At 40.2% G+C, this 21,209-nt stretch carries 20 protein-coding genes; 13 read left to right on the top strand and 7 right to left on the bottom strand.

Features of this window, described 5'->3' with window-relative positions; all coding sequences use genetic code 11:
* Nucleotides 1–83: 83 nt before the first annotated feature.
* The gene (locus tag MSG93_RS08675) at nucleotides 84–581 is read left to right on the top strand and encodes a phosphate-starvation-inducible protein PsiE (protein ID WP_005226874.1); all 498 of its coding nucleotides are present in this window, start codon (nucleotides 84–86) and stop codon (nucleotides 579–581) included.
* A 42-nt stretch (nucleotides 582–623) separates the two neighbouring features.
* On the opposite strand, the gene MSG93_RS08670 is transcribed toward MSG93_RS08675, so the two are convergent.
* Together MSG93_RS08670 and MSG93_RS08665 are read right to left on the bottom strand one after the other, a co-directional pair.
* Nucleotides 624–983 carry an RcnB family protein gene (locus MSG93_RS08670; RefSeq protein WP_324621398.1) on the bottom strand — a complete coding sequence of 120 codons (360 nt, stop codon included), beginning with the start codon at nucleotides 981–983 and terminating at the stop codon, nucleotides 624–626.
* Nucleotides 984–1,135: 152 nt separating this feature from the next.
* Entirely contained in the window at nucleotides 1,136–1,627 is a 492-nt protein-coding gene (locus MSG93_RS08665) for an RcnB family protein (RefSeq protein ID WP_324621397.1), read from the bottom strand.
* Nucleotides 1,628–1,806: 179 nt separating this feature from the next.
* Here MSG93_RS08665 and MSG93_RS08660 point away from each other — a divergent pair, with 179 nt between their 5' ends.
* Nucleotides 1,807–2,244 (top strand): hypothetical protein, encoded by a 438-nt coding sequence (locus tag MSG93_RS08660; RefSeq protein WP_032870209.1) that lies wholly within the window; start codon nucleotides 1,807–1,809, stop codon nucleotides 2,242–2,244.
* A gap of 83 nt (nucleotides 2,245–2,327) precedes the next feature.
* Here MSG93_RS08660 and MSG93_RS08655 read toward each other — a convergent pair whose 3' ends face one another.
* The 3 genes from MSG93_RS08655 to znuD all read right to left on the bottom strand — a co-directional run bounded on the left by MSG93_RS08655 (nucleotide 2,328) and on the right by znuD (nucleotide 6,760).
* Complete coding sequence (locus MSG93_RS08655) at nucleotides 2,328–3,137, bottom strand: hypothetical protein (RefSeq protein WP_324621395.1); 810 nt, start codon at nucleotides 3,135–3,137, stop codon at nucleotides 2,328–2,330.
* A gap of 25 nt (nucleotides 3,138–3,162) precedes the next feature.
* The gene (locus MSG93_RS08650) at nucleotides 3,163–4,626 is read right to left on the bottom strand and encodes a phospholipase D family protein (protein ID WP_324621394.1); all 1,464 of its coding nucleotides are present in this window, start codon (nucleotides 4,624–4,626) and stop codon (nucleotides 3,163–3,165) included.
* 79 nt (nucleotides 4,627–4,705) lie between these two features.
* A complete protein-coding gene (gene znuD / locus MSG93_RS08645; protein WP_324621392.1) occupies nucleotides 4,706–6,760 on the bottom strand; it encodes a zinc piracy TonB-dependent receptor ZnuD in 2,055 nt (684 codons plus the stop codon).
* A 139-nt stretch (nucleotides 6,761–6,899) separates the two neighbouring features.
* Here znuD and MSG93_RS08640 point away from each other — a divergent pair, with 139 nt between their 5' ends.
* From MSG93_RS08640 to MSG93_RS08595, 10 genes are all read left to right on the top strand, one after another.
* Entirely contained in the window at nucleotides 6,900–7,670 is a 771-nt protein-coding gene (locus MSG93_RS08640) for a DUF4184 family protein (protein WP_324621391.1), read from the top strand.
* A 144-nt stretch (nucleotides 7,671–7,814) separates the two neighbouring features.
* Nucleotides 7,815–9,596, top strand: a complete 1,782-nt coding sequence (gene aspS / locus MSG93_RS08635; RefSeq protein WP_005226864.1) for an aspartate--tRNA ligase — start codon at nucleotides 7,815–7,817, stop codon at nucleotides 9,594–9,596.
* Between the two features lie 125 nt (nucleotides 9,597–9,721).
* A complete protein-coding gene (locus tag MSG93_RS08630) occupies nucleotides 9,722–9,937 on the top strand; it encodes a hypothetical protein (RefSeq protein ID WP_005226863.1) in 216 nt (71 codons plus the stop codon).
* 11 nt (nucleotides 9,938–9,948) lie between these two features.
* On the top strand, nucleotides 9,949–10,809 hold the full coding sequence (locus MSG93_RS08625; protein WP_005289018.1) for a lysophospholipid acyltransferase family protein: 861 nt from the start codon (nucleotides 9,949–9,951) through the stop codon (nucleotides 10,807–10,809).
* Nucleotides 10,810–10,914: 105 nt separating this feature from the next.
* Nucleotides 10,915–11,973 (top strand): dTDP-glucose 4,6-dehydratase, encoded by a 1,059-nt coding sequence (gene rfbB, locus MSG93_RS08620; protein WP_324621389.1) that lies wholly within the window; start codon nucleotides 10,915–10,917, stop codon nucleotides 11,971–11,973.
* Nucleotides 11,973–12,848, top strand: a complete 876-nt coding sequence (rfbA, locus tag MSG93_RS08615; protein ID WP_005289024.1) for a glucose-1-phosphate thymidylyltransferase RfbA — start codon at nucleotides 11,973–11,975, stop codon at nucleotides 12,846–12,848. Before rfbB ends, rfbA begins: the two co-directional genes overlap by 1 nt.
* Entirely contained in the window at nucleotides 12,845–13,705 is an 861-nt protein-coding gene (locus MSG93_RS08610) for a WxcM-like domain-containing protein (protein WP_324621387.1), read from the top strand. Before rfbA ends, MSG93_RS08610 begins: the two co-directional genes overlap by 4 nt.
* Nucleotides 13,702–14,820, top strand: a complete 1,119-nt coding sequence (locus MSG93_RS08605) for a DegT/DnrJ/EryC1/StrS family aminotransferase (RefSeq protein WP_324621386.1) — start codon at nucleotides 13,702–13,704, stop codon at nucleotides 14,818–14,820. Before MSG93_RS08610 ends, MSG93_RS08605 begins: the two co-directional genes overlap by 4 nt.
* Nucleotides 14,817–15,662: a glycosyltransferase family A protein gene (locus tag MSG93_RS08600; protein ID WP_324621385.1), complete on the top strand. Its 846-nt coding sequence runs from the start codon at nucleotides 14,817–14,819 to the stop codon at nucleotides 15,660–15,662. The genes MSG93_RS08605 and MSG93_RS08600 overlap by 4 nt, the downstream gene beginning before the upstream one ends.
* Before the next feature lie 19 nt (nucleotides 15,663–15,681).
* Nucleotides 15,682–16,896 carry a glycosyltransferase family 61 protein gene (locus MSG93_RS08595; RefSeq protein ID WP_324621384.1) on the top strand — a complete coding sequence of 405 codons (1,215 nt, stop codon included), beginning with the start codon at nucleotides 15,682–15,684 and terminating at the stop codon, nucleotides 16,894–16,896.
* A gap of 190 nt (nucleotides 16,897–17,086) precedes the next feature.
* On the opposite strand, the gene MSG93_RS08590 is transcribed toward MSG93_RS08595, so the two are convergent.
* Nucleotides 17,087–17,884: a glycosyltransferase family 25 protein gene (locus tag MSG93_RS08590; protein ID WP_005289039.1), complete on the bottom strand. Its 798-nt coding sequence runs from the start codon at nucleotides 17,882–17,884 to the stop codon at nucleotides 17,087–17,089.
* Nucleotides 17,885–18,205: 321 nt separating this feature from the next.
* The gene (locus MSG93_RS08585) at nucleotides 18,206–20,173 is read right to left on the bottom strand and encodes an HAD-IA family hydrolase (protein WP_324621382.1); all 1,968 of its coding nucleotides are present in this window, start codon (nucleotides 20,171–20,173) and stop codon (nucleotides 18,206–18,208) included.
* A 115-nt stretch (nucleotides 20,174–20,288) separates the two neighbouring features.
* On the opposite strand from MSG93_RS08585, the gene MSG93_RS08580 reads away from it, so the two are divergent.
* Entirely contained in the window at nucleotides 20,289–21,191 is a 903-nt protein-coding gene (locus MSG93_RS08580; protein WP_324621380.1) for a glycosyl transferase, read from the top strand.
* The last annotated feature ends 18 nt before the right edge of the window (nucleotides 21,192–21,209 follow it).

The raw sequence follows: 21,209 nt of genomic DNA, 5'->3' as shown, positions 1-21,209 counted from the left end.
GAGGCAGTTTTTTTATGCCTATAATAAAAACAGCATAAAACTTGCATATCATTCCAACCATCATGTTGAGCATATAAACCGCCATGTCGAATTCAAAAGATAAACTTGAAGGCTTACCTCGTCTACTTGATCGCTTCGGTCATTACGCAGTTGAAGCCTTTCATTATTTAGCCCTGTTTATTATCGGCTGTATGATTGCATGGTCAGCTGTGCATACTGTGATTGAAATTCTGACCGTAAAACAGTACGCCACCATTGATGATATCTTGCTGCTGTTTATCTATCTGGAACTGGGCGCCATGGTCGGGATTTATTTCAAGACCAATCATATGCCGGTGCGCTTTCTGATCTATGTCGCGATTACCGCACTCACCCGTCTGTTGATTGCCGATATTCAGCACAACCATAAGGCCTCTATGGATTTGGTCATTACCACAGGTTCGATCCTGATTTTGGCAGTCGCGATTCTGGTGGTGCGTTTTGCATCTTGGAACTACCCTTCTGTGATTCGTGGTAAAGATCAGGAACAACCCTTGCCTTCCAACAAAACACCTCGGCCACAAGATGATGAACTGGCATAAATAAAAAAAGCAGGTGGATTGCCTGCTTTTTTAATGTAGGGGTTATGCCACCCGGAAAATACGATATTTGGAATCCACCAGGACATATTTTCCTTGTACCTGCATCCAGTTATAGCCACGTGGCGGCTGATAAAGGCGGTGGTTACGATAGTTAGATACCATATAACGATGACTACGGAATTCTGACGGTAAACGCTCGCCACGTTTGAAATTGATGCGTTGACCATAATGATTGCCGCGATCGCCATTCGACCAGCGTGGTTGTTCACGGTGATCATAGCGGTGGTCATAACGATCATAGCGGTCTTTATGATCATGATTCCAACGGTTTGAATCTGCCATGGCTGAAGCAGAGACACCAAGCATCAATGTTGATACAAGCAATACGACGGTCTTTTTCATTGTGTAATCCTGAGTTTTTTGATCTAAAACCAGATTAAGAAAAACTCTAGGAGAAAGCATGAATAAAACCCACGACATTGCAAAGCTTTGTAATGAATAGCGAGAAATTATGGAGAATCTGCTCCATCCAAAATTAAAAAGCAGATGTCAGATCAGCGAATCATCTCAATGGTAAAGTTGTCATCCGTCACTAAAAGATAACGCCCATCGACCACCACCCAATGTCGACCACGTGGCGGTTCACGCAAAGAATAAGAATCCCAATCCTGCAGCACGTAACGCTCGCTACGGAACTCACCCGGTAGCTCATTTCCCACCACAAAAGACTCGCGGCGATAGCTACGCTCATATTGAGTGTCCGGATAATATTCGACACGAACACCCGGTCGATGATTCCGGTGAGGATAATCATTATTTTGATAGGGCTGATAATAATAGCCTTTCGGTGGCGCAGTCGGTGTCGCGCGCTGATTCGAGAACGCAAACGGGTCTTGTGCAGGCGGTTGATAGGCCGGCCTCTGCTGGTGATAGGAACGGCGCTCTACCCCGCTATAACCACCCCAAGCATTATCAGCATGGCTCATCATAGGGAGATAGCTCAATATAGCTGCCAAGCCATAAATATAAGGTTGAAATTGCTTCATCGTGATCTCCCTAAAAGCAGAGTGTCTTTCTATTTTAGAATAAAAAACAAGCGTCACTGTTGTAATCATATTTTTTCAGATTAACTGTTCAATTTCATGGATAAAATGCAGCAAGCTGTAGCTTTGTGTAGATATGTTAGAATCAGTTTTTTGGTTTTGAGGCAACATCTGTGGCTGAAATGAATTTTGATCGTCTCTATCAATTTTTCTGTAAAGTGCCTAGCGTACAAGAATCCCGTATTGTGGCGCATGGTGCAGATGGTCAGCATGCCTGGTGGTTTAAATTCAATATTGATGTTGAACATGCCTTGGCATGGCAAACCGTGCAAGAACTTGGGCATGTCCTCAATTATTTATCCACCAATGAACGTTTACCGACCCAGTTTTTTCCCGTATCACCACCACCCTATATGAATGGTGAAGCCAAAGATTTTCTAGGCTGGGTGATCCAATGTAATCATCCGGAATTTAGCCCGGATGTGGTTTGTGACTGGCTAGAGGCGCGCTTACCGAACCCGGTCGATGATGAAAGCCAGTGGAAAATCAAAACCGATTTAAGTGAGCTGGAGCAAATGGCCGATAAAGATCTGGATCAGTTGATTCCACCGAGTCCTTAATTTTTTATTGAGGATGTATCACTTTCAACACGCTGAATGCCAACCAAGCTTTTGAATTTAGCGTGTTGAACACTCATCCTGAATCAGGATAGGTCGTAACCTAAATATTCTTGCGGTGATTCAGAATAAGGTAAAATCAGATAATCATGTTTTAAAATGAGCGCTTTCAGTTGTTCTTGATGCCTAAATTGCAAAGGATAAATCACAGCCAAATCCTGAATTAAATCTTCAACCTTTTCAGCTTTAAAATCTGCTGTTTTAATCCATCCTAATAACGCTGCTCCGAGGCCGATAAATTCAAAACCATAGGGCTGCATTTTTTGAATCAGCGCATAATTCTCAAAAGGATCAAAATCACAAGAAAAATAGCCATTCGGTAGCATCGCCAATTTCAATGCTTCTGTTTCAACAGCCGCCACTTTAACCATGATTTCAGTATGAGTAGAGATCAATAGATCTTGATTGAAATAAAGCAGTGCTTCTAAGTCATTTTCATCGTAATGCTGCATTTTTTCAGCCAGGCTTTCAAAACGCTGCTGCTGTGCGGGATCATTCAATTGCTGAAGATAATGCTGCAATTGTTTTGGAACACATACATTTTGATACGTTTGCTCCCATCGTGGATCATCGACTTCAATTCCCTTGAGGTCGTCACTAAAATCAACATACAGACGGTCATCCTCGACCGCATGCATCGAGGTGTATTCTGCCTGTGCTCGATCATCCAGAACCAGAAACACCTTTTTAGGATAAACTTCCTGTTTAAGGGAGCGATAGCATTCTAACAGTTCTGCCCAACTTTGAATTTCAACAATATCGGCATAATGATTGAATTGATGCACATCTAAATCAATCTGCTCATCCTGTCTAATATTTAGTTTGATTTTCACCATTGTGCAGAACTCTATGTATGCTGAATTAAAAAGTGGATAAGCCTGACCATTCCATAAAACGATAGATCCAGTATTTCACTTTGGATTCATCGGCATATTTTGCATAATCCACTGTAATTTGACGTGCATTGGCATTTGTCCATGCGGCATCAAAGTATTGCCCTGCATCTTTAAACACTGGCGCTTGTGCCGAACCGATCACACGCATATCGGTTTCAAGATTATAGTTTTTCAAGTTGCGTGCAGTCAGATTAGCAGAACCGAGAATGATTTCCGCTTGCTGGGCATTGTATTTCAGCAACATCTTGCTATGGCACTGTTCACCACGCGTATCACACCAACGGATTGGAATACCTGCAGCATGAAGTTCTGATGCGACTTGACGATTCGGCATGCCATTCTTTTGACGACCAAATGCATCTTTATTCGGGTCGATCATGATCCGGATGTTAACACCACGTTGTTGCGCTTGCTTAAGTGCTTCAATAATATTGCGTTCCGACAAATAGAACATGGCCATGTCCAGATGCTCTTGGCTCTTGGCGGTCTCAATCATCTTCAAGATGCCATCATAAATGGCTTTTTCAGTCAGCACTTGCACCTGCGGCAAGGTTTTGTCTTCGCTCACCCCACCCATAATCACAAAAGGACTAGAACCCTTTGACATGTTGGCAACGGCTTGTTCAGTTTGTAAGACATCAATCGCGGTTGGCCCATCTACCACCAGTGCAACATTGCTATGATGCGAACTGCCATCGTGTGGATTGGCTGAGGTCACCAGACTTTTCCAGCCATCCACCGTATCAACCACCAAGGTTTTACGATGATTGGCCTTGAAGTTAAATAACTCCAGATAACTGCGCAAAGTAATCTTATCATTGCCAAACGGGCTGCTTAACCAGCCGCCTTCAGGATTATTGCCCAGGTTTTGACAGCAGATATACCAGAATCCTGACCAAAGCGGATTAGACGCACGCAATGGTTTTAAATCGGTTTCGATCACATCCACACCCGCTTGACGCAATTGTAGATAATGTTTTGGTGTCATGCCGCCATAAACCGAATTAATCGGATCGGTAATCACCACAACTTCTACATTTGGATGCAAGCGACGCTTCACGATCAGCGCATCAGTCAATTCTTGCATCAAAGGCAACTGTTTCACCTTAGAAGCGCCGACTTCCTGGTTAAACAGGAACATATCCAGCACAATGGTGGTCTGTGCCTGATCAATTAAATGAAAGACTTCCTTGAAAATATGCTGATCCACCTGTTGCTGGCCTTGGGAATCGATATAGGTCTGATCGGCTAAAAATTTCACATTGGCATGACGCAACTGCCCAGTAAAATCCAGCCCTTTCGGGAGTGGTTTTACTGTGTGGTAGACTGCCGAAGCAATGTACCCAATCGCAAAAATACTCAATATGACTGCCATGTAACGTCGACCTGACCAGTTTAATTTTCGATGGATTCGTTGGAAGATACGCATATAAACAAAAAAAGCCCTAGCCTAATGGTCTAAGGCTAGAGCTTATACTTTGATTTTTCAATAAGATTTAAGTGAAAAATTAGAAGATAAAATTCACCCCAACGGTAAAGTTACGGCCCACTTGTGGAATCGTGGATAAGAATGATGCATGTTGATAAACCTGATCATCCAGCAAGTTATTGGCATTGAAATACACACGATAATCCCCGACATTGCTGTATTTACCTGAATAGGCAACTCCCAGATTCAACATGTTATAGCCTTGGGTATCGGTTTCATACGCTGCAATCTTGTCTTGCTGGAACACATGGTAGTATTCAGCTGAACCGCTAAAGCCATCACCGAAGTCCGCATTCACTTTCGTGCCTAAGCGTCCAGCCGGCACACGCGGTGCATTTTCATTGTCGATCTTGCCACGAACATAATCCCCAAACACGCCGACTTTATACATGTCCGAGATCTGGTAACCCGCTTCCGCCTCTGCACCATAGAAACGTGCCTGATCCTGGGTATATTCCACTAAACGGAAATCTTTATAACGGTCTAGCGTTTGCGCATAGATATAGTCATCAAACCAGTTGTGATAGACATGCACATGGTAGTCAAACTTGTCATTGTCATAATGCAGCCCGAGTTCGACATTATTTGACTTTTCTTTACTTAAACCATCATTGCCCAGTTCATAGGTATTGGTGGCAAAATGTCCGCCATTGGCATATAACTCTTGCGCCAGCGGTAAGCGCTCCTGATGTGACGCAACCAAAGAAAGTTTATAGTCTGGTGCAAACTCCCAGTTGGCAGCACCCGAAACAGAAAAGGCTGAACCGTCAAAATCTTTTTTGCTTGAATCATCAATATCAATTTTCTGTTTTTCTGCACGAGCTGCCAGTTCAACATGAACATCATTAAATTGTGCATGCTCTAAGCCAAAGATACTCCACTTCTTGGTGGTATTCGGCGCCAAGAAGGCTTCTTCACCAGTAAGTTTCAGTTTTTGCTGACCATATTGCGTACCAATCACCCCTTCCCATGGGCCAATCGGATTGTGTACCAACTCTAAACGTCCATCATAGCCCTTGTTTTTAAAGCGAGTGGCGATGGTGTCTTCTTCAATTTCATCATGTTGATAATCGGTATAGCTGGCTTGCGCACGTAACTTTTTAAAGCCAGCAAATGGATCATTCAATTCTGTGCGCACATCATAACGCTCAGATTTCAGGTCAATCCACGGTCCTGCCTCATGTGCGTGATCATGGTCATGATCGTGATCGTCCTCCCCATCATGATCATGTTCCCCACAATGCAAACTCAAACCATGTAAATGGCAGCTCTCGTACTCATGGCTATGCCCCGGCAAGCCATACTGATCCTGACGGTTGCTATAAGAAATTCCGGTAAAGCCGCGATCATAAATCCAGGATAAACCAACATTGACGGTTTCGCCTTTGGCAAAGGTATTGCCGACACGGCGCTCTTTCTCACCTTCATGGCGATAGTCAGGTGCGATATAGTCATTGGCTTCGCGTTTCAGCCCCTCGACCCGTAACGCCACCTGATCACCCAGACCAACCGTGACACCTGCAGTTGCCAGCTTTTCATCACTGCCTGTGTTGTAACGTAAACCCACATTCCCCTCGTAACCTTTTTCAGGCATTGCTGTTGGAATCTTGCTGTCATTGACATTGACCAAACCACCAACGGTTCCCGCGCCAAATAATAAGGTAGATGGGCCACGAATCACTTCAACCTGCTTGGCCAGTGCCGGATCTACCGTAACTGCATGATCAGGGGACAAGGTAGAAACATCAATGTTTTCTGATGAATTTTGCAGCACCTTAACGCGCGGACCATCTTGTCCACGAATGACAGGACGGCTAGAACCAGCACCAAACTGATTTGAATAAATGCCAGGCTCGCTGCTTAGCGCTTCACCAATGGTCACAGCCCCCTGTTGTAAACGTTTTTCATCTACAACGGTGTCTGCAACCGCAAAATCTTTTGAGGTTTGCTCAAGTGGATGCGCTTTAATACGTATGGTATCTAAGGTGGTCACCGGTTCATTTTCTGCTGCAAAGGCAGATACAGAAACAGCAGCTAAAATGGATAAGGTCATAATATTGTGCGGAAATGACATACCGTGTCTCGAATCAGTTGATCGTTATTTTTTGTTATATTATAACATTTCATTTATTTTGCAATAAAAAACAGTCTGACCAAGCACATTTGTTAAACTGCTTGTCCATGTTTGCAATCAATGGTTATTCCCCAACGATATGCCTTTTACTCTGTCACACGCTGTACTTGCTCCACCTTTATCAAAATTGAGTCAGGGACATTTACCTGTCGCCGCCTTGGCGATTGGTTGTATGACACCTGATCTTTATCGATTATTTACACAAGAAAATACCCCTTTAACCCATCAATGGGCCGGTCTCTTATTTCCGAACCTGCCATTGGGCCTATGCTTTTGTCTATTGTGGTATGTCATCTATCGGCCTGTGACTTATCGTTGTCTTGAGATTCAAGATCCTCTAGGGATCAAGTCACTGGATGATTTTATTTCTTTCAGCTTTCTAAATTGCATTGCACTTATCATTGGAATCAGCACACATTTAATCTGGGATGGACTCACCCATCTTGATTTTCGAACATTTGCTTTTAAAGAAACACTGGCTCAGAACATTTCATTGTTGGGTTTTAGTTATCCACTACACTTTGTCTTGCAGATTGGTTCTTCAATCCTTGCTCTACCCTTTTTAATAAAAATGTGCTGGGATTATTATAAAACGCATCAACATCATCATCCCGTTCCCTCTAAACTCAAGAGATTTGCACTCATCAGTATGATTCTTTCCATCTTATATGGGCTATTTTCAGTGTTTGACTATAACCGCCATATCAATACTGATCTTTGGAATACTGAACCTTATTTTTTTATTGGCAAATCGATGAATGAATTTACCCAAGCAGGCTTAACCGTCTTCACCATGGCCTGTCTATTATTCTTGTTTTTGGATCGAACTGGCCGTAGTAAATCATTTTAACAAAAAGCGTCTGTTTAAAATTCGCTTGAAAACATTAAGACTTGAGACTATACGTTCAACAAGGCATAATCTCCCCTTCATTGGTGCTGCGCTGTTTACGCATTCACCTTCTACAGCCAATATAGTTTGGATAAATAATTCAATATGATGCGCACCCATTACTGTGGCTCTTTAACTGAAGCCCAAATCGATCAAACAGTGACTTTATGCGGATGGGTTCATCGTCGCCGTGACCATGGCGGTGTGATTTTCCTTGATATGCGTGACCGTGATGGTCTCGTACAGGTGGTGATCGATCCAGATACCCCTGAAGCATTCGCAACAGCAGATAAAGCACGTTCAGAATTTGTTTTAAAAATTACAGGTCGTGTTCGTCGTCGCTATGAAGGTACTGAAAATGCCAACATGGTGAGTGGCCAGATTGAAGTTTTAGGTAAAGAGATTGAAGTTCTTGCAGCTTCTGATACTCCGCCATTCCCATTGAATGACGAAAATACCAATATTTCAGAAGAAATTCGTTTGAAATACCGTTTCTTGGACATCCGTCGTCCAGAAATGTTAGAGCGCTTACGTTTCCGTTCTAAAGTGACCAACCTGATCCGTAACTATTTTGAAGATCATGGTTTCCTTGACGTTGAAACACCAATCTTGACTCGCGCAACACCAGAAGGTGCACGTGACTATTTAGTACCAAGCCGCGTTTCAAATGGTAGCTTCTACGCACTTCCACAATCACCACAGTTGTTCAAACAGTTGTTGATGGTGGGCGGTATCGATCGTTATTACCAAATTGCGAAATGTTTCCGTGACGAAGATTTACGTGCGGATCGTCAGCCTGAATTTACCCAAATCGACGTTGAAACATCGTTCATGAGTGACGATGACATCATGGATTTAATGGAAGGCTTAACCGTTAAAATGTTCAATGAATTATTGAATGTAAAATTCGATAAGTTTGAACGTATGACTTACGCTGACGCAATGCGTGATTATGCATCTGACAAACCGGATATGCGTATTCCATTGAAACTTGTTGACGTTGCAGACTTGATGCAAGACGTTGAATTCAAGGTTTTCGCTGGTCCTGCCAAAGATCCTAAAGGCCGTATCGTTGCTTTACGTGTTCCTGGTGCTGGTTCATTACCGCGTAGTGCAATCGATGAATACACCAAATTCGTTGGTATCTACGGTGCGAAAGGCTTGGCTTATATCAAAGTCAACGAACTTGAAAAAGGTATCGAAGGTCTTCAATCTCCAATCGTTAAATTCATCGAGCCAATCGTACTTGATTTATTAAAACGTGTGGGTGCTGAGAATGGCGACATCGTGTTCTTTGGTGCAGATAAAGCCAAAGTTGTAAACGATGCGATGGGCGCACTTCGTGTGAAAATCGGTCATGATCTTAACCTTGCAACGTGTGAGTGGGCGCCACTTTGGGTTGTTGATTTCCCAATGTTTGAAGAAACAGATGATGGCAAATGGACTTCTGTTCACCACCCATTCACACTGCCAAAATCAAGCGTTGAAGAAGTGAAGAACAATCCAGGTGAAGCACTTTCTGTTGCCTACGACATGGTATTGAACGGTACTGAAATCGGTGGCGGTTCACTTCGTATCTATACCTTAGAGATGCAAAAGGCAATCTTTGAAGCTTTAGGCATTGGCGAAGAAGAAGCAGAAGAGAAATTCAGCTTCTTACTGAATGCGTTGCGTTATGGTGCGCCTCCGCACGGTGGTTTGGCATTCGGTCTTGACCGCTTGATCATGCTGATGACGGGTGCATCTTCGATTCGTGATGTGATTGCATTCCCGAAAACCAAAACTGCTGAATGTCCGTTGACTCAAGCGCCAGCACCAGTTGAAGCAAATCAATTGCGTGACTTGGGAATCCGTTTACGCGAAAAGCCAAAAGCTGAAGAAAAATAAACCTTGAGTTTATGCTTCAACAAAAACCCTGCGCGCTGCAGGGTTTTTTTATAATACCGAGTTTTGCTTTGAGATCATGTCCGCTAATGGCATAATAGACTGCTTTTTATTGAGAGGTCAGTCTTATGGCAATGCGTCCTGATGTACGTCGACATACAATTATCATTATTGTGTTTTCACTTGCTCAATGGTTCTTTATGCGTTACATCCTGGCAAATGAACTTTTCAATATGGATACCAACCAACGTATTTTATACTTCTGCGTAAGTAGTCTGGTGGGCGCCTTACTGATTTTTGTGGCACTGATTTATATGGTGCTTAAAGGCAATGCCGATAAATAAGACCTACTAGCATGTCGTTTTACCCTACTCTGCTCCGTATTTTACCCCTCCCATTTTTGCGTAGTATCGCAAAAGTGGCGGCTTACTTTATCAATCAAAACCCGAATAAAAGTATGCTGTGGAAAACCAGAGTCAATCTTGGGCTGGCTTATCCTGAACTCAGCCAAGCGCAAAAGGAACAGCTTGCGCGTGAAAGTGTGACCAAGCAATGTCTCAGCTATATCGAATCTGGAAAATGCTGGGCCATGCCCCCCGAGTGGAGCATTCAACAGATTCATACTGTACATCATCTGGAAGTCCTGACCGATGCACTGAGCGATCCTCGTGGCGCACTGATCATTACCCCACATCTGGGTACATGGGAAATGATGAATGCCTGGGTACATCAATATGGCATCCCGACCATCATGTATAAACCGATGAAAGATTCGGGGTTCAATGCATTTGCCTTACATGCACGTCAACGTCTGAATGCAACTTTAGTGCCGACAGATGCCTCTGGGGTTAAAGCCTTATTTAAGAATCTAAAACAAGGTGGTTTCAGTGTGATTCTGCCGGACCATGTTCCCGATCCTTCTGGTGGTGTCGTGGTTCCTTTTTTCGGAATTCCCTGCCTCACCAGTACACTGGCCAGCAAAATGGCACAGAAAACCCAATGTCGTCTGGTAGGATTAAGCTGTTTCCGCCGTGACGATGGTGAAGGATTTGATGTGTATTGTGATGATCTGAATGATCCAGCACTGTATGATCGGGATATCGAAGTTGCCACCACTGCACTCAATCAAGCGGTTGAGCAGATGATCAACCGCTTTCCTGCTGAATATATGTGGGGCTATAAACGGTTTAGGGGTGGAGATGAAAAATTTTATTAAAAATAAGTTTAACGTTAGATAAATATTTCTTGAAGTATTTCAAAAATAATTTATTTTTCAAATGAATAATTTAATGATCGAATCATTTAAAAGGAAAGTAGTTTCATGCGAATCTTGATTACAGGCGGAGCTGGATTTATTGGTTCAGCCGTTGTACGTCATATTATAAAAAATACGAATGATGAGGTTCTGAATCTAGATAAGCTTACATATGCTGGCAACTTGGAATCATTAAAAGAAATTGATCAGAATCCACGTTACCAATTTCAACAGGTTGATATTTGTGATGCATCAAAACTAGCGCTAGTATTTGAGCAATTTCAACCTGACGCAATTATGCATTTGGCTGCTGAGTCACATGTTGACCGTTCTATTGATGGGCCGAGTGCATTTATTCAAACCAATATTGTAGGAACTTACAGCTTATTAGAAGCCACTCGCCAATATTGGCAGACATTAGATCAAAATAAAAAAGTGAAATTTCGCTTTCACCACATTTCAACTGATGAAGTGTATGGTGATTTAGAAAGTACCACAGACTTATTTACCGAAACAACAGCATACGCACCAAGTTCACCTTACTCAGCCAGTAAAGCCAGTTCGGATCACTTGGTTCGGGCGTGGCAACGAACTTATGGCCTGCCAACTATTGTAACCAATTGCTCTAATAATTATGGTCCATATCACTTTCCTGAAAAATTGATTCCATTGGTCATTCTGAATGCCTTAGATGGTAAAGCCCTGCCAATCTACGGCACCGGAAACCAGATTCGAGATTGGTTATTTGTCGAAGACCATGCTCGCGCCTTATATCAAGTTGTCACTCAAGGTACTGTTGGGGAAACGTATAATATTGGCGGACATAATGAAAAACAAAATATCGAAGTGGTGAAGACCATTTGTAAAATTTTGGATGAATTACGTCCACAAGATAATATTCAATCTTATGAAAACCTTATTACGTTCGTGAAAGACCGACCAGGACATGATTTGCGTTATGCGATTGATGCCAAAAAAATAGAACGTGAACTGGGCTGGAAACCTCAAGAAACATTTGAAACAGGTATCCGTAAAACAGTTGAATGGTATTTAGATAATTTAGAATGGTGTCGCCATGTCCAAGATGGCAGCTATCAACGTGAAAGATTAGGGGTACACCTATAATGTCAACAAAAGGTATTATTCTTGCTGGGGGTTCAGGTACTCGCCTCTATCCTATTACCAAAGGCATTTCGAAACAGTTACTCCCGATTTACGATAAGCCCATGGTGTACTATCCGCTTTCAGTACTGATGCTGGCAGGGATTCGTGAAGTCCTGATTATTAGTACACCTGACGATATCGATGGGTTTAAACGCTTACTTGGCGATGGCTCTCAATTGGGGATAGAGCTGAGTTATGCCGTCCAGCCAAGCCCAGATGGATTGGCCCAAGCCTTTATCATTGGCGAACAGTTTATTGGTAAAAGTAACGTGTGTCTGGTTCTTGGCGATAATATTTTTTATGGTCAGGGTTTTACGCCGATGTTACGTCAAGCCGTTGCCCGCCAAAAAGGCGCGACAGTTTTTGGATATCAAGTTAAAGATCCAGAACGCTTTGGCGTAGTTGAATTTGATGAGCAAAAACGTGCCATTTCTCTTGAAGAAAAACCCAAACAGCCAAAATCACATTTTGCGGTCACCGGTCTTTATTTCTATGACAATGATGTGGTTGAAATCGCGAAACAGGTCAAACCATCCGAACGGGGTGAATTAGAAATCACGACTGTTAATCAGATGTATCTAGAACGTGGTGACTTAAATGTTGAATTACTGGGTCGAGGTTTTGCTTGGCTTGACACCGGAACACATGAAAGCTTGCTTGAGGCTGCACAATTTGTAGAAACCTTGGAGAAACGTCAAGGTTATAAAGTGGCGTGTTTAGAGGAAATTGCCTTTAATAATGGCTGGTTAAGCAAACAGCAAGTGCTAGAAATTGGCCAAAGTATGAATAAAAATGACTATGGTCGATATTTAATTTCTTTGGTGCATGAAATATGAGCTTAAAGAAACTTATTGATTTGCCTGATTTGGGTGATCAGCGTGGTGGACTGGTCGCAATTGAAGCGAACCAACATATTCCTTTTGAGATTAAACGTATTTATTATATTTTTTCCGCTTCAAAGGATAAACCTAGAGGCTTTCACGCCCATAAAGACTTAAAACAGCTAGCAATTTGCCTACATGGACAATGCCGTTTCATTTTAGATGATGGACATAGTAAAGAAGAAGTTTTACTTAACTCTCCAACCCAAGGCTTGATTATCGAAAGTATGACTTGGCGTGAAATGCACGACTTTTCAGAAGATTGTGTGTTATTAGTGTTGGCAAGTGAACATTATGATGAAAGCGATTATATCCGCAGTTATGATGAATTTATCAGTGTTGTGAATCGTCCATTTATTCACCCATTATCTGATGTGCATAGCCCTCATATCGGTCAAAATACACGTGTTTGGCAATATAGCGTTATTCTCAAAAATGCGGTGATTGGTGCTGGTTGTAATATTTGTGCCCATACCCTAATCGAGAATGATGTGCACATTGGTGACAATGTCACGGTAAAATCTGGTGTCTATCTTTGGGATGGCATTACCCTAGAAGATAATGTGTTTATTGGCCCATCCGTGGCCTTTACCAACGATAAAAAACCACGTTCTAAACAATATCCTGACAGTTTTGCAAAAACGGTTGTAGAGCAAGGGGCCAGTATTGGGGCGAATGCAACCATCTTACCGGGTATTCGTATCGGAAAAAATGCCTTGATTGGTGCTGGTGCGGTCGTAACAAAAGATGTGCCAGAAAATGCAATTATGGTAGGCAATCCAGCAATAATTAAAGGTTATATTGAGCAATGATTCCTTTTCTTGATCTTAAAAGTATCAATCAACAGTATCGACAACAACTAATTGAAGCCTGTACACGCGTGATCGATTCGGGTTGGTATATTGGCGGAAAAGAACTCGAACAATTTGAGCTGAATTTCGCCAAATTTTGCGGTACGAAATATGCGATTGGTGTAGCCAATGGTTTAGATGCGCTTATCTTAACCTTAAGAGCCTGGAAAGAGCTTGGTCAACTCAAAGAAGGTGATGAAGTCATCGTTCCTTCAAATACTTATATCGCAAGTATTTTGGCCATCAGTGCCAACCAACTTACACCGATTTTGGTTGAGCCGGACCCACAGACTTTTAACCTTGATCCAAAGAAAATTGAAGCGGTTATTACAGAAAAAACCAAAGTCATTTTACCTGTCCACCTTTATGGACAACTTGCTGCAATGCCTGAAATTATGGAAATTGCAAAAAAAAATAACCTATTGGTGCTTGAAGACTCTGCACAAAGCCACGGTGCAGAAATTCATGGAATTAAAGCAGGCAATTGGGGCGATGCTTCTGGCTTCAGCTTTTACCCTGGTAAAAACCTAGGTGCACTAGGTGATGCAGGTGCAATCACAACCAATAATGAAGAGCTGGCCCAAATGCTACGCGCACTTCGCAACTATGGCTCGCATGAAAAATATAAAAATTTAGTGCCTGGTGTAAACAGTCGCCTAGATGAAATTCAAGCCGCCATGCTCGATATTAAATTAAGCTTTTTAGAGCAAGAAGTGCAACATCGTCGCAAAATCGCACGCTTATATCTGGATAATATCAAAACTCCCTTTATCAAACTGCCATTAAGCCAGATCAATGCAGAAGAGTATCAGCAGCATGTTTGGCATCTGTTCGTCATTCGAACTGAATATAGAGATCTTTTACAGAACTATTTAGCGGAGCATGGGGTTCAAACACTTATTCATTACCCTATCCCACCACATAAACAACAAGCCTATAAAGAGTGGAATGATCAAAGTTATCCTATTTCAGAGCAAATGCATGCAGAAGTGATGAGTCTACCGATTGGACCTACCCTTCAATTGGATGAAGTTCAAAGGATTATTCAGCTTTGTAATGAGTTTAATCCTGTATGAGTCATTCGGCATTTCACCCTTTAGTCACTATTGCAATTCCCAGTTATAATCATGGGCAATATATCCAAGATGCAATTAAAAGTGCTTTAAACCAAAGCTATGAAAACATTGAGCTCATCATCATTGATGATGGCTCAACAGATACCTCTATTGAAAAAATCAAACCTCTTATTGCTCAATGTAAGGAGCGCTTTGTCCGATTTGAATTTAGATATAGAGCTAATCGAGGATTATGTAATACGCTTAATGAGGCACTTGAATGGGCTGAGGGACAATTTTTTTGTACTTTAGCATCAGACGACATCATGTTCCCAGAAAAGACACGTCTACAACTTGAAGCATTTCAACAAGACCCAGATATTGTGTGTATTTGTGGCGGAAATCACTCTATAGATGCCCAAAATCAAACGATTAAGTGCAATGTGAATGGTTATGGTGAATATAAATTCCATCGAATTTTTATGCATCGATTTGACTTACCTGCATCTTCTCAAATGATTAAAACTGCGATACTGCGTGAAGTGGGCGGATTCAATCCAAACACCAAAGTTGAGGATTGGGACTTATGGTTAAAGCTCAGTAAATTAGATAAAAAGATCATCTATATTCCTCATGCTTTAATTGGTTATAGATCTCATGAACATAATATCAGTAAGAATTTAGAGTTGATGTATCAAGAGGTTCTCAAAATTGTGGACCAATATAAAGATGAACCTGATTATGCCAAAGCGGTTTATCGCATTCAGAAAAAATATAAAGTCCGCCCCTATCAGAAGAAAAATCCTTTAAAAGCGCTGGTTCTTAGATTAAAGTACTATCTGATTTATTTAATGTCTAGATGATTTTCATAGAGTTGCTAAAATGCTTGGTCGCCTCCTTATTAAGTATTTAATAAAAAAGAATACATATACATCTCAATACGTTAAGGTGTTATTAAAGAAGATAAAAAGGATCGAAACCAGAAAAATTGTATGGCTTGATGAGCTCGATCATGAAAAAATTCTGACATTTAAATATTGTAAAAATAACCTAAATTTTCAACCTAAAATTCTTAAATTGAATCAAAAAGTTGATTTCGAAGCTGAAATACCTGAAATTAATTTATATAGATTTAGCAATGTCATTATAAATACTAACTCAAGCCATCTGATTACAGCAACAAATGCAGTATTTGAACGAATAAAGCATGCCGATATTAGGTACTGTAATTACTCGACTGGAATTATTAAATGGCATAATCATGAAAATACCATCTTCCGTTACAATAAAAGAAAAAAAAATATTCCGCACGCTATTTTTCTAGGTGGAAATGGTGTTTTTAACTATTATCATTGGCTTATAGAAATATCTCCTAAAATTCTTTTATTAAATTCAGATCTATTTAATAAATATAATATTAAAACGCTTATACTCGATGAAAGAGTTAAAAAAATACCATCTTTTCAAAAGATTTTAGCGCTCTACCTGAAAGAAAAAAATTTAGATTTAGAAATTATTTATGTAGACCATCGAATTGATTTACATGTTGATGAATTATTTTATGTCAACAATGAAAATAATATCGTTTTCAACTCAAAGGAAATACTTTCCTCTCCAGATTTTTCTATTATTTCTAGTACACTGATTAAAGAAATACGAGAAATAATCTTAGAATCCAATACATGCCAAACAAAGGATTTTCCTAAAAAAATCTTTTTGGCTAGAAAAGAGACTGCTGCTAGAGGCTATAACCAAGAAGAAATTTTAATATATTTCAAAAATTTAAACTTCACACCTCTTTATTTGGAGGATTATGATTTTAATGAACAGGTTGCTATCTTTAATAATGCAGAGTTTATCGTTGGTCCGAGTGGGGCGGCATGGTCGAATATCATTTTCTGTTCTTCTGGCTGTAAAGCAATTAGCTGGTTACCCAACCATCTAGCAAAATTTTCTATTTTCTCTACCTTAGCCACATTGAATGATTGTGATCTTAAATTCATTACCACTTCATCAGACAATCCGAATGATATTCATAGTTCCTATTATTTGGATCTTGAAGAAATCAAAAAACTTTATAAAAATTTTGACTGCTGAGCCTAGATCATTATCTAGGCATGCCTGACCATCCTTGAAAGGATCTTGAGAGACATATAGGCTTAGCCTGATTATTGCTTGTTAAATATTAAAAATTTAACTTAACCAGCTGATCAGCTAAGTCGATAAGCTGGTTGTCTCATGAGTATCACATACTTAAGAACTGTTATGGCTAAGCAGTGTATTAAAGTTATTTATAGGTTACCCGACGCGCCAAAAAGAACATTTTTAACTGTGCGACAATTCGCGTCAACTCAACCAATACTTTTTGCAAGCCACTGGCTTTATTTGCGTGCATTCTTTTCTTTCTTTCTGAGGTCAACTGGCTTTTGAGCTGAATACTGGTCGAACGATAATGCAAGATCGTGTCTTGAATACATAACGCTGGTTGCATTTGATACATCATAAAATTATGATTTTTAACAGCATATTCAAACATGAAATTATCTAATGGTATAATATAATCCATTTTCTTAATTTCATTTAATAGAAATTCTGCCCCTTTCCGTGAAAGGATATAACCTGCCGTACCTAAGTTTTTTCCCGTTAATTTGTATATTTCGCGACCTTCCTGAGGGAAATCCTTATATTTAGGTCCAAGTATCACTTTAGGGGTAAAAGCTTCTAATTTGACTAAATGCCAATCTTTTTCAATCCAATCTGATTGATTTAAAAAGACATTTGCTTTTTCACCGAGATGAATATCGTCTTCGAAGATCGCCATATAAGCAATATTATCTTCAACAATTTTTTTCCATAAGTGGACATGACTCATGAAACAAGCCAGCTCTCCCCGAGCAATATGATTTTCATGCACGTTGAGTTTCATTAATTGCGCATCTGAAGCTGCAATATCAGGTGTCACAGCATCGAAAAAGCTAAATTCGATGCCCTGTTTCTCAAATTGAGCTGAAATATGTTTACGACGCTCGATTGCGCTTGAGAGACTTACAACAAACTTTTTCATATCGGAATAGTAATAATTCATACAATTTAGGCCACATGCCTGTAGGCGCTAAGAATACTTGTTTTTGATTATGTTGTACATTATTTCAGATAGGCATAAATCGAGATCAGATAAAATCTTTTAAATATAGGATAAAAAATAATATTTAAGTTAGAAATCTGATTTTTCTGCAAAGACATACTCAACAATGCAATTAAATTCAAACACTTAAAAACATTAATTTTCACTCTCTCATACTAAGATTACTCAACCTATGTTTTTTTAAACAAAATACTGATCAAAATTAAACGCTCTATTTTAAACACTCGTCCCCAACCAAAGGGATTAGTAAAAACTCCAATGCTAAGAACTATGTTTCTTATCATCACCTAAACTCAGTTGGCAAGAAAGCCGCTTAAACAGTGAAAATGTCCACACAAAATATTGCACTTTAAGGTAGGGGAAAAAACTGATTTTAAGTTGTTTCGCTGGTTTTCTTTTTACTTTGATAGGTCGAAGTATATGTAAGATCAAGGTCTGTAAAGGTGTTCTCCAAGCGATGTTCTTTAACGCATTCAAGGTCACCTTGGGTTGTTTAAAGAAATCCAAGCATGAAGTTTGCATCGAGAATAAAGGCATATTACGATCATGAGATGCATCGACAGCCAATTTGATCTTGGTCATTTCTTTAATGTCATGACTGTTAGGATGATCACAAAAGATATTTACCCAGGAAACAAGTTCCTGTCCTTCTATATAAACAGGGGTTTGACCAAAAATAGCTTTAAGATCGGCATAGAAAATTTCAGCCCCTTTTGTAATTTGGGTATAATTTTCTTTAATTACATACTCATCTGTACCTGGGTCAGCTTTATAAATTGCTCGTCCCTCTTGTGAAACACCCTGAATGGAAAACTCTGGAGAACTTAAAAGTAACTCAACAAATTTCCAGTTTTTAGTAAACACATTTGGATCAAGCGTATTTAAATTATTAGGTATAAAAGCATCAAAAGCATACTTCTTGGTTCGATAAGGTAATAGCGTCGACCAGTATAATCCCTGAATTGGTCGCTGTAAGACATCTTCCAACATTTTTTGTGAAGTAAATGCGACAGTCTTGCTATCAATCAGACCAATATTTTGCTGTGGATCGACAATTGTATCAATGTAGGCATGATAATCAGCATACATGTCTTTGGCATAACGCTCAAACATATGCTTATGTGATTGAATAAACTGGTGATAATCATTTGCTTTAATCAGTGATTGAGTCTCTCTTAACTCACGGATATCTGCATATTTCTGGCTATAGAAATCCACAATCGTTTGGACATGCTCAATATTACGTTTGTCATAATCCAGACGATAAACCAGATTCAATAAACGTGGTGCATACACATAACTTGTCTTTATCTCTCCACAATGGAAGTGCTCAAAAGCTTTTTGTAATAAAAACCCATCTCGAGCAACAAATAAAAGATGATCCAGTTGTTTCTGCTGAGCTGTTGTTTCAATCCATTTGCTATAACCATAAGCCAGAGGTGCTGCATAGGCATAGCCAATATCTTCCCAATATTGAGCGCGTTCTTGTTGCAAAGTTTGCTTACGCCATCTCATAGCCAACATAGCCACTAAAATGCTTTTGCCTAAACTTGAGACATTCTGTTCAGTAAACCGTCTTGCTCGCTCATTTATGGCTAAAAACTGATGTGTAACCTGTTTATATAAAATGGCCTGCATGCCTAATTTTGCTGGCGTTCTAAAATCCCCCTTTTTATTGTCCCCTATATGGACAATATCCTGTGGCTTCACCTGTAGATCATGGAAGACCTGTTCAAATAAAGTCCCTTTTTTCTTGGTTTTACCATAGCGGCTAGATACATAGAGATGCGCAAAATCATGAAATTTATTTTTAATAAGTAATTGGCTAAGGTCTTCGTATGAGTGATACATGTCTGATATGACAATTACTTTCTTATTTAACTCAAGCGCATAATCCCAAAGTATTTTCATTTCAGGATTCGGCTGGAGCACCATAAACTCCCAATCTAATTCAATTTTTTTGGCGCTTGCAAATCGAGCTTCAATTTCATTATAAATATCATCATAACAAATCTCCTGTTTATCAGGATTTTTCTTTCTGGCGCTCAACTCTGCTTCTCTTCGCGCAAAAGCAAATCCTTCCAGACATTGATCAATTTCAATATGTAGGAATAAATCACGAGGCGAAAGGTAAGGACGTAATAACAAAGTATCGAATATATCAAAAGAAACAACTTCAGCTCTGGCAATTTTTTTTTTGGTTTTTTCAATAAATGTATTTGTTATCACTACATTGCCTCACATAAACACTTTGTAAATTAATCACGACTAGAGAAATATTTCAAAAACACCCACTCTTTTTAGACTATAATTATGAATACAGCCTTAAAAATGGAAGCTAGGAATGTCTAACTCCCCAATTAAAATTTTTGTCGGTTGCGATCCCAATAACTGTGATCTAGAACAAATGATGGTACTGGACTATAGTGTCCGCAAGCATACCAAACATCCAGTTGAAATCATATGGATGCAGCTCAGCCACGACCCAAACAGTCCATGGTATACCAATCAACAGTCGGGTGAAGGCTGGCACACTGAGCATTGGGCGACCCCTTTTTCAGGGTTTAGATGGGCCATTCCAGAGTCATGTAATTTTCAGGGCCGTGCCATTTATATGGATGCGGATGTGGTGGTGTTATGTGATATCGCAGAATTATGGGCACATCCCAAGCAAGATGAAGCCATCGTGATTGCCAAAGGGGGCAAGAACTCGGCCCGACTGTGTACCTGTGTATGGGATTGCGAAAAGGCGAAAGCCTACTTACCGCCATTAAAAGACATACAGGCAGATCCAGAAAGCCACAAAAAACTGATGCGTTTGTTAAAAGATAAGCCGAAACTGGTTCAGCCGTATCAAGATTCATACAATAATATTGATGGCGAAGAATTAGCGATTGATCAGATCAAAATTCTGCATTATTCAGATATGGGCACTCAGTTCAGCCATAAATATTCTTTACCGCGCTTAGAAGCTGCAGGTCAAAAACACTGGTTTGACGGTAAAATCATGCCTCATCCAAGAAATGACCTGACGCAACTCTTTGACCAGTATTATGAAGAAGCATTAGCAGCAGGCTATCGTCCGGAAAATTACCAGATTGAACCCTTTGGTGACTTTTCTAAAGCCACTCAAATTCATTATCGTGGAAACAAAGTGACCCGCCCTGAAGATAAAAACTGGTTTGCCCGCTCTCTGCATAATTTAAAAGCCAAGTTTAAAAAGAAAAGTTTTTCTTTAGATGACTAATATACATGGAACTAGACT

This window comes from Acinetobacter sp. IK40, from assembly GCF_035615075.1.
Taxonomy (GTDB): domain Bacteria; phylum Pseudomonadota; class Gammaproteobacteria; order Pseudomonadales; family Moraxellaceae; genus Acinetobacter; species Acinetobacter courvalinii.
Note: the sequence above shows the minus strand (reverse complement) of the source record. Positions and strands in the feature narration are given on the sequence as shown.